Raw genomic sequence first — 12,460 nt, 5'->3', positions numbered from 1 at the left:
CAATAAAAGTTCAAGTAAAAGGATAGGGACATGGCAACACATCCCTACTTCGTCATTCTTCTTCCAGCTTATCACGTAGCGTGGTAAATAATAACTGCAACAAGTCTTCCGCACCTTCTACAGAAGGTGGCGGCGTAGTTTCGTTAGGTCCACTGCTTTGTTCGGTCGCATTGGCTAAAGTTGCGGTTACCACTGTTTCTTCAGCCTCTTGCTTTACAGTTAACAAATAGATGGCTGGATCATCACTTAAAAAGGCGGTGGCTTTTGCAAAAAAGCCGGTTTTATCCGTTGTATCCCGAGTCACATAATAAAGCCCTTTATCACGTTCATGATCGGTTATTTTGAGCCCGCTTTGCTTCAATGCCCGGCCTAAAGTGCTCCAGGCATCATCAAAAGGCTGTTTGATCGTCAGTTGCGTTGGCGCACTCTGATATACATCAGAGCCTAACCCGGCCCTGTCTTTTTTCTTCGGAATTGAGCTGTTGTCGACAATGCGCTGCTCTTTGGTAGGACTGCTGTTAGTCACTCTAGGCGGCCGTTCAAGATGTTGGGTATCGCGATAACGGCTGTCCGGGGTGGTGGTTCCGCAGGAAACCAGAAAACCGGTCAGCAATAAACTTTTAATTATTACATGCATATTATTCACAAAAAAAACGACGGTGGTTCAGCGCCGGAAATGCACCTCGTACTTTTTCCAGGCGTTCGATATCTATTTCGGCAGAGACAAAGCCGCCTCCCGTTTTGTAGCAATCCAGCACCACACCCCACGGATCGACAATCATGCTATGCCCGAAAGTTTTACGGCCATTAAGATGAAACCCGCCTTGGTTCGGCGCAATCACATAACACAGGTTTTCCACTGCTCGCGCACGCAATAGCAATTCCCAATGCGCGGCACCTGTTTCTGCGGTAAATGCAGATGGAATAACCAGTATTTCCATGCCCATCTTGCGGAAAAACTCGGGGAAGCGCAGGTCGTAACAGACGGCGACGCCCATCCTGCCAAAAGGCGTGTCAATCACCAGCAAATCAGTACCCGGTTCAATCGAGTCGGATTCCCGGTAAACTTCATTGCTGCCGGGAACGTTGACATCAAACAAATGCACCTTATCGTAACGTGCAACACGTTCGCCCTGATCGTTGTATACCAGACAAGCCGCCCGCACTTTATTACTGTCGTTACCCGCGATAGGAATAGTGCCGCCAACGACCCAGACTCCGTATTTTTTAGCGACCGTCGCCAAAAAACTCTGGATAGGCCCGGAGCCATCGACTTCTTTTGCTTTGATCTTGTCCAATTCGTGATCGCCCATCAGCGCAAAATTTTCCGGTAAAGCCACCAGTTTCGCACCCGCTTTGACTGCTTCCGCTATAAGCTTTTCGGCTTCCAGCAAGTTAGCGCTGATATTGGGACTTGATGCCATTTGAATGGCCGCACATCTACTCATATTGATCTCTCTTTAATTTATGACTACTCAGCAGATGCAAACTTTACAAATAGAGCATCAATAAATTCGACTGATACTGGCATGTCCGCTGTGTTCTCCATGACTGCTGTAGTTTTACCTTTATTTTTCTTCTTTCTGTCTTAACCATGGAAAATCGGTAATGCCGTTCCAGGTTTTTTGTAACAAGCCATCGTTTTTATGCATCGGAATGATTTCCACTTTACCCCACGCCCCTTTTACCAGATATTGGGAACCAAAGAAAAAACCTTCCTGATCTTTGCCGGTCAAAGACCGCCCAACCAAGGCCGCTACTTTACCCATAATTGTACCAGCAATAGGCACGGCATCGGCACTTTTAGGTGTGACATTAATAATATGATCAACAGTTTGACTCACAAGATCGGTATCACCGCTGATGGCGATTTTTGCAGGAACCGCATCGACGATTAAATTATGGGTCGATGCAATCCCGCTGGCCAAATCAAAATGCCCTTTGATGCTGTTAAACGTCAATCCTTCCTCATAAATATCGCTAAAATCCAGCTGCGCCCGCTTTATCCACTGAGCCAGGGCCAACATGCCCAATAACCTGCCGAATCCGGGCTCTATACTTAAAATCCGCCCATTCTTAAGATTAATATCTACCTGGCCTTTCAAATCCGCCAATGAGAATTGATAAGGCGCCGCGTTCCAGCTGACGCTGAAATCTACGTCTCCGCCGGTTTCGGCCAAATCCTTGGTAATATCCAACTGTGCCAGCAGAGGACCGGCGTGAGGCACTTCCAGATGACCGCGGGCATAGGTTACCGATTGTCCTCCTCTTGCCAGCCAATCGCCCGACAAGACCAGCTTTTGATTTTTCCCGATCAGCGCTACATCCTTAAAACTCATGCCGCCCGGTATGCGCTCAGTTTCCAATGATAAACGTCCCAGATCAATCGATTGCCACAGCGTTTTATTGCTGGTGATCGTCAATAAAGGCATAAGCTCTGCCGATAATGTCTGCGCAGCGGAGTCGTCTTTCGATCCTACTTGTTTTAATGCCGACATATCCAGCAATTCCATGTTCAGGCTGATTCTGTCGGTGCTGTTAAAGTCGGCAGGAATCTGGATGGTCCCCTTTGCTAGCGAACTGGCTATAGCTCCGGCCCAAAACTTGCCGTTACGCTTCAAAGCCAGATCGAAAATACCTACATCGATTTTCTTCCACAGCGCATGATCGCTATGAATTTTTAGTTCCGTCACGCCGTCACCTGCGCCTTGGGCAGTCGCCAAGCCTAACCAATCTTGCAAAGCCAAGTGGTCGCGGTTAATTTCCAACTTTAATCCTGCATCCTGCGATTGGACGACCTCACCGGTACCCACCAACACATGACCTGAATATAGGGTTTTTTTCACGGTATCCAACTGCATCGCCGCTTTTAGTTTATTGTCGTAATTTAACTGCACCGGCAATAACGGCTTATCATTTAAGTTGAACGTCAACGAGAAAGGTACGATTTGTTCGCGGGTTTTGGCCAGTGATGCCGGCAAATCCAAGGACACGCCGGAAAGCGTCGACTCCACAACCAGCTTAGGAGCCACATTCCCATAAGGCAAGTCCAGACTTAATCGATAATCTGTTGCCCCGGAAGCTATTTTCCACCAAGGCATATCAAATTGTGCCTGTAAGTCATCAACGCCAACATTCCCGTCCACGTTGACGGTGGTTTGGCTAGCCGAACTTTCAATATGGATTTCTATCGGATGCCCCAAGGCTGCGGCATGAATGGTATCGCTGTACACGCCCTGCTCGTTGAACTTGAGATCGCCGTTAATTTTACTGACCGGCAAAGCCAGCGACTTCACAGTCAATCCGGCATCTTTTAATTGTGCTTTTCCATCAACCTTGGTTGGCGCTCCATCAACCAAAGGAATTTTAAGATCCAACACTATCTGAGTGTTTCCGTGCGGGATAATCGCTTCCAGCAGCGAATCCACCGGCGAGCTCAACGGCGTCTGCTGCATAAAAGCCAAAACTTGGTCAATCCCGCTTTCAGCTTCGCCCTGAATCAGCAACTGTTTGCTTTTATTCAGCTTTGGAATAGTCACTTCAGCCTGTTTAATGATCACATTACCGGATTGCCCTTGCAGGACATTAACCTTGAGGCTGTCCTGTGAAAACATGACCTCGGCGTTCATACCGGTTATATGAGGCCAGTCGGGAGCGTATGACAAATCAAACCGCTCGCCATTAAATACAGCTTCAAAAACACCCGGGGCGGTGTTAAACGGAAAATCGTTCAGATTACCGTAAACCAGCAAGCCGCCGTTGGTCATACTGCCGCTAACAAATGCACGATCCAGCCAGGTGACGACATCTTTATCCATAATGCCTACCGGTAAAAAATGCGGGACTTCGGTTGCATCTTCTCCGGCAAACGAACTTTGCAAATCCATAAAAACCGGCTGATCCGATTTGGGAATATCAACCCGAAACCGGGTTTTGCTCTGAAAACTAAAAGAATCCAGTTCAATCATTGGACTGGATACAGACCAGACATTTTCCGCTTGCTGCCAATCCAATAGGCCTTGAAGGCGATTGATCGGCAAAGTTTCACGAAACAGATCCGGTGCTATTAACCGGGCATCTTTAGTCGCAAGCGTAATAACTCCTTGTTTTTCGTTACCCTTTATTTGGCCGGTCAAATTCTCTATACCGGGCACTGACAGCATCGGCGCAACACCGACCTTGGTAAACCTGCCGCTCAGGGCCACCGATTTTGTATCCAAATCGGCAAACAAGGAGAGATTCTCCAGCATGCCTTGTAACCGTGCCTGCGCCAGCAGGTTAGCCGGCTCATTCGGAATCGGGGCGAAGAACTGCGCAAGCTCGGACGCTTCCTGCAAGTCCAATTGTTCAACATACAGCGCTAATTTATGTAAAGCCGCATCATCCATACGCTGACCGGAAACACTGAATATTGCGGCAGGCCATTTTTTAACAGCGCCTTTGGCATTATCCTGGGTTTCCAGTGAGAAGTCGTTTACATCAAGTTGCCATTGGTTGTTTGCGTCGTTGAGTCCCCAATGAAAACGAGTGTTCAGCTGTTTAACCGAAAATTCCCGCTTATCCTGCCGAACCAGTGCCATCTGCTGAATTTGTGCCGCGACATCCATCGACACCAACTGCGATTGCCGCCAATCGCCCCAGATTTTGAAGTCCCCGGTACCGGTATTGATATGCAGCCGATCCCCGACTGAGGTTTGAACAAGCGCTACCAGCTCAGACAATAAAACGGCTTGGCCATCGATATAAATTCGACCTTGAATAGTTGAAGGCTCAAAAACGCTGCCTTTAAAGTCCATGGACACTCTTAATCTATTGCCGATTTTTTTCGGTAATTTCATCAGCATATTGAGCCGATGATGCTCGCCGTCATTGCTGATTGCCAGATCTACCCCATTAAACAACAGCGACCGAGCATTGCCCGTTGCATCCTGCCAGGTAATTTCGCTTTGCAAGACTTCGTATCTCCTGCCCTGCATGAGCCACTGCGGCTGACCGTCGCTGGCTTTTAAACCGGCAATAACAATACTGCCGTCCTGCTGCCGTTTAATGGTCAGCTTCGCTCCCACCAATGTGACCCAAGACGATGACAATAAATCCCTACTGACCAGCATATCCAATAAATTAACGCCCAGACGAATTTCATTAAACTGGATAGCGGGTTCTTCATTCCCTGAAGGGGGATAGGCGGGAGCAGTCTCGGATGAAATAGCGATGTCTTTTAACACCAGTTCAGGATTAAAGCCGCGCATTTTTGCGCCCAAGCGGCCTATTGTTACCGGTGTGCCGACAACTGAGCTGATATTGGCCGCCAGATCGGACTTATAGTGTTCAATTCCCGACAATAGCAGGCGTACACCGGTCAAGCCGATAGCTGCCGCAATCAAAGACCAGAAAATGAGATGCCGCGTTGCACGCGTAATATGATGGATCACTAAAAAAACCTGTAGGATGGGTAGTGCAAAGCGAAACCCATCAAAAATGCGATGTTCGGTTTGATGAGGTTCGCTCTCGGTAATTGTTCTTGCATTGCTCTACCTCCTCATAACCCACAGAAATGTGGAAAATGCGGATTTTGTAAGGAGCAAAATATCTGCCCATTCAGTCGAACCCATCTTACGATCTGTATATCTATAATGAAAAACAGTATGTATTACCCCTTATAGCAACACCACATCATACTGTTCCTGATTGTATTCGGCTTCGGCCCTGAACTTAATCCGTACACTCAAAAAGACTTCCAATTCCGCCAGCATATCCGCTTCTTCATCAAGCAGCATTTCCACAACTTCATTGGATGCCAGAACCAATATTTTCTGAACTTTGTACTGCCTGACTTCGCGAATAATTTCCCGGAATATTTCCAGGCACATCGATTCCGCTGTCTTCAAAACGCCGCGACCGCCGCAGGCGCTGCAAGGTTCGCAAAGTATATGCTCCAAGCTTTCACGGGTTCTTTTACGGGTCATTTCGACCAATCCCAGCACCGAAACTTCGGTAATGTTGGTTTTCGCGTGATCCTTTTCCAAATGCCGTTCGAACGCCTGCAATACCTGTTTTTTATGATCCTCGCTCTGCATATCGATAAAATCGATAATGATGATGCCGCCGAGATTTCTGAGCCTGAGCTGCCGGGAAATCGTCTGCGCAGCTTCAAGATTGGTTTTAAAAATAGTTTCTTCCAGATTACGGCCGCCGACATAACCGCCGGTATTCACATCGACAGTCGTCATCGATTCGGTTTGGTCGAACACCAGATGCCCGCCCGACTTCAGGTTGACTTTACGCTCCAGCGCTTTTTGGATTTCATCTTCAACACTGTAAATATCGAATACCGGACACTCACCGGTGTAATGTTCTATAACCGGCACAATTTCCGGTACAAAAATTTCCGCGAACTCGACCAGGCGATGATAAGTTTCTCTTGAATCCACCCGAACTCTTTCAATACCTTCCCTGTATAAATCTCTTAAGGTTCTGATACTGAGCGGTAAATCCTTATGGATAAACTGTTTGGGCTTGGCGTTGGCAATTTTGGCCGCTATCGATTCCCACAATTTCAGCAAAAATGTCATATCGGCAACCAATATCGCCTCATCAACGCATTCTGCCGCCGTTCTTGCGATAAAACCGCCGCATTTATGCTCCAGCCTGAACGTGTCGAGACAGACTCTTAACCGGGCTCGCTCGGGCTCGCATTCAATCCGCTGGGACACACCGGAATTGTGCGCATACGGCATATAGACCTGAAACCGCGACGGTATCGATATTTCCGTGGTTAAGCGCGCGCCTTTGCTGCCCAAAGGGTCTTTGACCACCTGCACGATAATATGTTGGCCTTCATGCAGATAATGCTCGATATTTTCCGAACCTTTTTTTTCCAGATCCTTCGCGCACAAATCGGAAAGATGCAAAAACGCCGCTCTGGGCAGGCCGATATCGACAAAAGCCGCCTGCATACCGGGCAGAACCCGGCACACTTCACCTTTATAGATGTTACCGACCAAGCCCCGTTGCCGTGTTCTTTCAATGATCAATTCCTGCAAGACGCCATTTTCAATAACCGCAACACGCGTCTCAGGCGGAGTAACGTTGATTAAAATTTCTTCACTCATTTGAAAAGACCTATGCCTTGCCTGGATAAAAGTTCTGCGGTTTCAAATAACGGCAAACCAACCACACCGGAAAAGCTGCCGCTAATCGACGCCACAAATACACCACCCAATCCTTGAATTGCATAACTGCCGGCTTTATCGGCCGGTTCGCCGCTTTGCCAGTAGGCCTCTATTTCGCATTCAGCCAATGATCTGAAAGTCACCTCGGTAATGCTTACCGCCTGATCGTGCTCTCGCCCCCTGAGCGAAATTGCACTATAAACTTGGTGCATTTTACCGGATAACAGTCTTAACATAGCAAGCGCGTCATCCCGATCTTTGGGTTTTCCCATAATCAAATCGTCCAAAACCACTGCGGTATCGGCAGCCAAAACCGGTAAGTTGTCGCCCAACTGCCGGACACACGCCGCAGATTTCTCAGCGGCCAATCGCTGCACATACGCCAAAGGCGCTTCATTGAGCAATGGTGTTTCATCGACATCGACCGCATTAACTTTATAAGTAACTTTAATTTGATCCAGCAGTTCCTTGCGGCGAGGAGAAGCTGAGGCAAGAATAATCTGCGCTGCCATTAGCGATGATAGGGATGGTTATGGAGGATACTCCAGGCGCGATAAATCTGCTCGGCGACGACAATGCGCACCAGCGGATGAGGAAATGTCAGTTTGGACAAACTCCATGACTCCCGCGCCAGCTGTTTGACTGAATCTGCCAGACCTTCCGGGCCGCCAACTAATAGCGAAACATGCTGCCCGCTTTCCTGCCAACGTTGCATCGCTTGCGCCAGATCGGGCGTCGTCCATGATTTGCCGGGTATATCCAAGGTTACAATATGCGTGCTTTGAGGGATTGCCGCGATCATCCGATCTCCTTCCTCTTTTACAATTCTGGCGACATCGCTGTTCTTGGTCCGTTTGCCCGGCGTAATCTCCTTAAGCACTAACTCGCATTCTCGGGGCAAACGTTTGGCATATTCATCATAACCCTGCTGTACCCAGGACGGCATACGGTTTCCTATTGAAATCAAATTTATTTGCATGCGGTGCAGGATACAGAGAACAGGCTTCTGATGCAATGAGGTCGAATGGAGTCGTATCCCATAACAAAAATAACTGACTGGAACTTAAGTAATGAGCTTACCAGCCGCTATATTAACAAACTGACACAGGAGTCATTACCGTGAACATTAAATCTTTAAAGCCGGCATTCACCGCGTCTGTTACCGACAGACTTGCGGTGCACACACCCTCCCTGGCGATAGCAGGATTAGCCATCAGCTTATTGATGACCTCTTGTACTACTGCCAAAGCACCGCCAACAATGGCGTTTTTTCCGCAAAAAACTATCAGCGCAATAGGCTATGGCACCGTTGAAAAAAGTGACCGGTATTCGCGATCGCAAATTAAATTAATGGCCATGAGAGCATCTAAAATGGATGCCTACAGAAGTTTGGCCGAGCAGCTTAATGGTATTCAATTGCGTGGGCAAACTACGGTTGGCGATGCGGAAGTCACCCATGACAATTATCAGATTTTCCTTAATGCTTATTTACGCGGAGCAAGGGTAAAAAGAACCTCAGCTATCGGCAGCGACATTTATGCCGGCGACGATACTTTTGAAACGGTTGTGGAGCTTGATTTGACGCCAAGATTCTATGAATGTATTAACGGTCCAAGCGAATTGATGAACCAGTGTCTCCAACAAAACATGGAAAGTCCGGCATCCAACACTGACGATAGCCCATCTAAAGTATCGAGCATTAACGGTTACAATTATCCCAATACCAAGGGATTTAACAACAAATAACCCAGCCAAAAGTCAGCCGAATCCTGATGGCGTGACTTTTTGTATTGTTGTATGACTTTATAAAGCTGTTATTGTCGTGAACAATTATTTTGAAAATTATCATAAATAGCATTTAATGATGACTTGCAGGAGCACCAGCTCCTGCTTACGCTCCTTGATCTATATAGTCCAAGTGGATGGCGTCCAGTAGAGCAATTCCAAGGCCAATATCTGTCCCTGTAGACACAGCAACAAACCGAGTTGATGAATGGCAAAAATAGTATTCAAATGCATATTGGTATCAGTCATCTTATTAAGCCAGTCATGCGCCACAGTTCAAAAACAACCTCCTACTAATGTAGTGACTGTTGAAGGTCAAGCCGCCATTAACAAAAGCATGCCGTTGTTAGCTAAAAAACAGGCATTGCAGGATGCTATCCGTCAGGCATCGATGCAATCGTCCGTAAATCTTCACAGCCAGACTACAGTCAACCAAAATAACGTTTCTATAGATACTGTTTCCCTGCGCTCCGCTGCTGCGGTGACCAATACCAAAGTGATTAAGGAATGGACTACCGATAATATCTATCATGTTGTCGCAATGGTGGAGCTATCCGCCGACAATTCCTGCACACCCCACTATCGAAAACGTATTATCGCAACCGCCTTCCCTTTAGTTAAACAAGAACAGGTAAGCGGCTACGAAACGCAGGATTTATACGGCGGCATTCCACGCGAGCTGAACAATCATTTAATTGAGTCCGGCGATTTTATAGGCAGCAACGCCACTAATATCAATTTATATCCAAGACCGGACTTGGCTCCGGAAATACAAGACCGCGCCGCCTATCGCCCATCAAAAGTCATGCAAATAGCCGCATCGAACGGTGTGCAATTGGTGCTGTCCGGTGTAATTAGGGATTTAGAGGTCGAATCCACTGAATACATGAGGGGCGCAGGGCCTTTGGCATTTGCCAGAAGTTTGGCGCGCGATGTCGTAGCCAGGCGCGGGGTTGGGATCGATGTTTTTGTACATGACGGATTTACCGGCGCATTACTCTTCCAGCAGCGTTATATTGACGATGTCATAGGCGATGTATGGATCCCCGCAACTTATACGGTAGGCAGTGAGCGCTTTAACTCCACTTCGACCGGCGCAAAAATAACCCAACTGATAGATCAGGCCAGTACGGATATTCGTCAGTCATTAAGTTGTTATCCTTTTGCCACGCGTATTATTGAAGTTAAGGATGACAAGGTGTTTATTGATGCGGGCGCGCAGGAAAAACTTAGCGTCGGTGATCAATTGGTGGTTTACAATACCGGCGGTGATGACTTGAATCTTGATGGCGGCCTCAGCTTTGTTGGTAAAGACAAGCAACCGGCCGGTGTGTTAACCATTCTTAATGTCACGCCCCGTTACTCCATAGGCAGCTTGGAAGCTCCTGCTCGTGATTTGGGCGTCAGGGTTGGAGACTGGGTAAAATCCTGGTAAACGGCTCGGCTCATTACAACCTAGCCTTGCTATACTGATAGCTTTAGACTATATATTTGCATTTACATTCACTTTTACCCGAGTCCATTATGGAAATTAAATCAAGCTTTTTCGGCGACCAAACCATTGACCCCAGCACCATCATTAATTTTCCTAACGGAATTCCTGGTTTTGAAGATCAAACCCGCTTCAAGCTATTTCATCAAGAAGGCGACAATCCCCTCATTTTCTGGCTGCAATCCTTAGACGATGAATCCCTTGCCTTTTCAGTTGCTCAACCCTCTATTTTCAATATCAATTACGACTTTGTATTAGATGATGCTGAAGAAGCCATACTGGGAATTGAAGATAATGCCGACGCGCTGATACTGATAATGTTACATAAAGATACATCCGACCAACCTGTCATTAAAGGGGCCATTAGATCCCCACTGGTAATAAACAGCGCAAAAAGAATAGGCTTGCAAAAAGTGCTTGCTCAAGTAGAACAAAGCATAACGCTGACCGACGCCAGCAATGAAATTAATGTTTCTGAGAGCGCATAAAGCCAATAGCAGGACGGATATCTCTTCGAAAAGAGCCCCAATATTCAATTTTTAGCAACACGCTCAAGCAATTAATAATTACTGCCGCTTTTTAGCGGCAGTTTTGCTGGTAAGGATACCGGCTAGAAAATTAATACCCAAGCGTTATTAAGTCTGAATCCCTTGATTTGCGCGCCATAAATCAGGCAATCAAGCTGAAGCGGCTTGGACAGGAATTGAACTGGCTGAACGCTGAACCTGGTTCTTTTCATTAAAATAAATCAGCGTAGGCTTATGACTTTCAGCTTCCTTTTGATCCAATATTGCAAACGCGCACACAATAATCAGATCCCCAGGACACGCTAAACGGGCCGCAGCGCCATTAACTGAAAATAACCCCGACCCTTCTTCAGCACGAATGGCATAGGTCGTAAAACGCGCACCATTATTGATATTATAAATCTGTATCTGCTCGTATTCCCTGATACCCGATAAATCAAGAATATTGCCGTCAATCGCGCAAGAACCTTCATAACCCAATTCTGAATGGGTCACCGTGGCTCTATGTAATTTCGCTTTAAGCATTGTGATTTGCATAATAAAAACTATCTAAATACCCTTGAGAACCGCGCATTATCCATTAATTGCAACAATGCATCAACTTTTAGCATTTTCCAAACCTTACAAATTCTGCTATAGCCTACCTGGAAAAACAAAGATTATCTATCAACCGGGTTTTGCCAAGCTTTGCTGCTGTCAACAAAACCAATTCTACATCATCCACATCTGCTTTTTTTAAGTCATTTGTCCTGCATATACTAAAATAATCCGGCTGAAAGCCTGCCTCCTGCAAAAACAGCAACGCCTTTCGCTCTATTTCTTCATAAGATTGCTGACCTGCTAAAATGGCATCACGCGCAACGCATAAAGATTGATACAGTTTGGCAGCGGCTGTTTTTTCCTCTGAAGTTAAATAACCGTTTCTGGAACTCATCGCCAAGCCGCTTGCCTCCCGAACTGTTTCCACACCGACTATGTCAACAGGGATATTCAAATCCCTGACCATCGTCCGTATCACCGTCAACTGCTGAAAATCTTTTAGCCCGAACAAGGCGACATCGGGTTGCACGATATTAAATAACTTACAAACAACTGTTGCAACGCCATTAAAATGTCCTGGCCTGGACGCGCCGCAATACCATTCAGACAAACCGGTTACAGATACAACCGTTTTGGCATCTTGCGTATAAACTTCTGAAACGGCAGGTTGAAACAACAAATCCGCGCCGGAGTCATTCAACTTTTCCTGATCTTCACGCTCGGTACGGGGATAAGTCTCAAAATCTTCGCCGATACCAAACTGGGTAGGATTTACAAAAATACTGACGACCACCCGATCCGCTTTTTTCTTGGCTTCATTTACCAGCTTTAAGTGCCCGGCGTGCAAATTGCCCATCGTTGGCACCAACGCAATACTTTGCCCTGCTGATCGCCATGCTCTTACAGCATCGCGTGATTCCGATATTGTATTAACTATCTGCATA

11 protein-coding genes are annotated in these 12,460 nt (G+C 46.8%); 3 read left to right on the top strand and 8 right to left on the bottom strand.

Annotation, left to right across the window (positions count from 1 at the left end; genetic code table 11):
• Positions 1-52 precede the first annotated feature (52 nt).
• From bamC to rlmH, 6 genes are all read right to left on the bottom strand, one after another.
• Positions 53-637 (bottom strand): outer membrane protein assembly factor BamC, encoded by a 585-nt coding sequence (bamC, locus tag V7051_RS16185; RefSeq protein WP_333876605.1) that lies wholly within the window; start codon positions 635-637, stop codon positions 53-55.
• Position 638: 1 nt separating this feature from the next.
• Entirely contained in the window at positions 639-1,448 is an 810-nt protein-coding gene (locus V7051_RS16180; protein WP_333876607.1) for a carbon-nitrogen hydrolase family protein, read from the bottom strand.
• 120 nt (positions 1,449-1,568) lie between these two features.
• Positions 1,569-5,432, bottom strand: coding sequence for a YhdP family protein (locus V7051_RS16175; protein WP_333876609.1), 3,864 nt, complete (start codon positions 5,430-5,432; stop codon positions 1,569-1,571).
• Between the two features lie 225 nt (positions 5,433-5,657).
• Positions 5,658-7,112, bottom strand: coding sequence for a ribonuclease G (rng, locus tag V7051_RS16170; protein ID WP_333876611.1), 1,455 nt, complete (start codon positions 7,110-7,112; stop codon positions 5,658-5,660).
• Complete coding sequence (locus V7051_RS16165; RefSeq protein WP_333876613.1) at positions 7,109-7,684, bottom strand: Maf family protein; 576 nt, start codon at positions 7,682-7,684, stop codon at positions 7,109-7,111. The genes rng and V7051_RS16165 overlap by 4 nt, the downstream gene beginning before the upstream one ends.
• Complete coding sequence (rlmH, locus tag V7051_RS16160; protein WP_333876615.1) at positions 7,684-8,151, bottom strand: 23S rRNA (pseudouridine(1915)-N(3))-methyltransferase RlmH; 468 nt, start codon at positions 8,149-8,151, stop codon at positions 7,684-7,686. The genes V7051_RS16165 and rlmH overlap by 1 nt, the downstream gene beginning before the upstream one ends.
• A gap of 140 nt (positions 8,152-8,291) precedes the next feature.
• On the opposite strand from rlmH, the gene V7051_RS16155 reads away from it, so the two are divergent.
• The 3 genes from V7051_RS16155 (at position 8,292) to fliW (ending at position 10,937) form a co-directional block, all read left to right on the top strand.
• Positions 8,292-8,918 (top strand): LPP20 family lipoprotein, encoded by a 627-nt coding sequence (locus tag V7051_RS16155; protein WP_333876617.1) that lies wholly within the window; start codon positions 8,292-8,294, stop codon positions 8,916-8,918.
• Positions 8,919-9,165: 247 nt separating this feature from the next.
• Entirely contained in the window at positions 9,166-10,392 is a 1,227-nt protein-coding gene (locus V7051_RS16150; protein ID WP_333876619.1) for a flagellar assembly protein T N-terminal domain-containing protein, read from the top strand.
• An 89-nt stretch (positions 10,393-10,481) separates the two neighbouring features.
• Positions 10,482-10,937 carry a flagellar assembly protein FliW gene (gene fliW / locus V7051_RS16145; protein WP_333876621.1) on the top strand — a complete coding sequence of 152 codons (456 nt, stop codon included), beginning with the start codon at positions 10,482-10,484 and terminating at the stop codon, positions 10,935-10,937.
• A gap of 189 nt (positions 10,938-11,126) precedes the next feature.
• On the opposite strand, the gene panD is transcribed toward fliW, so the two are convergent.
• Together panD and panC are read right to left on the bottom strand one after the other, a co-directional pair.
• The gene (gene panD, locus V7051_RS16140; RefSeq protein ID WP_333876623.1) at positions 11,127-11,513 is read right to left on the bottom strand and encodes an aspartate 1-decarboxylase; all 387 of its coding nucleotides are present in this window, start codon (positions 11,511-11,513) and stop codon (positions 11,127-11,129) included.
• Positions 11,514-11,616: 103 nt separating this feature from the next.
• The gene (gene panC / locus V7051_RS16135) at positions 11,617-12,459 is read right to left on the bottom strand and encodes a pantoate--beta-alanine ligase (protein WP_333876625.1); all 843 of its coding nucleotides are present in this window, start codon (positions 12,457-12,459) and stop codon (positions 11,617-11,619) included.
• Position 12,460 lies beyond the last annotated feature (1 nt).

The organism is Methylobacter sp. (assembly GCF_036845245.1).
GTDB lineage: Bacteria > Pseudomonadota > Gammaproteobacteria > Methylococcales > Methylomonadaceae > Methylobacter_A.
The sequence above is the reverse complement of the archived record's forward strand: the minus strand, read 5'-3'. Positions and strand labels throughout refer to the sequence as shown.

What these genes read in the sequence shown, in the direction of transcription:
- rlmH (WP_333876615.1), bottom strand. Translation starts at nt 8,151, where the DNA reads ATGCAAATAAATTTGATTTCAATAGGAAACCGTATGCCGTCCTGGGTA.
- V7051_RS16180 (WP_333876607.1), bottom strand. Translation starts at nt 1,448, where the DNA reads ATGAGTAGATGTGCGGCCATTCAAATGGCATCAAGTCCCAATATCAGC.
- panD (WP_333876623.1), bottom strand. Translation starts at nt 11,513, where the DNA reads ATGCAAATCACAATGCTTAAAGCGAAATTACATAGAGCCACGGTGACC.
- V7051_RS16150 (WP_333876619.1), top strand. Translation starts at nt 9,166, where the DNA reads ATGGCAAAAATAGTATTCAAATGCATATTGGTATCAGTCATCTTATTA.
- panC (WP_333876625.1), bottom strand. Translation starts at nt 12,459, where the DNA reads ATGCAGATAGTTAATACAATATCGGAATCACGCGATGCTGTAAGAGCA.
- V7051_RS16165 (WP_333876613.1), bottom strand. Translation starts at nt 7,684, where the DNA reads ATGGCAGCGCAGATTATTCTTGCCTCAGCTTCTCCTCGCCGCAAGGAA.
- bamC (WP_333876605.1), bottom strand. Translation starts at nt 637, where the DNA reads ATGCATGTAATAATTAAAAGTTTATTGCTGACCGGTTTTCTGGTTTCC.
- rng (WP_333876611.1), bottom strand. Translation starts at nt 7,112, where the DNA reads ATGAGTGAAGAAATTTTAATCAACGTTACTCCGCCTGAGACGCGTGTT.
- fliW (WP_333876621.1), top strand. Translation starts at nt 10,482, where the DNA reads ATGGAAATTAAATCAAGCTTTTTCGGCGACCAAACCATTGACCCCAGC.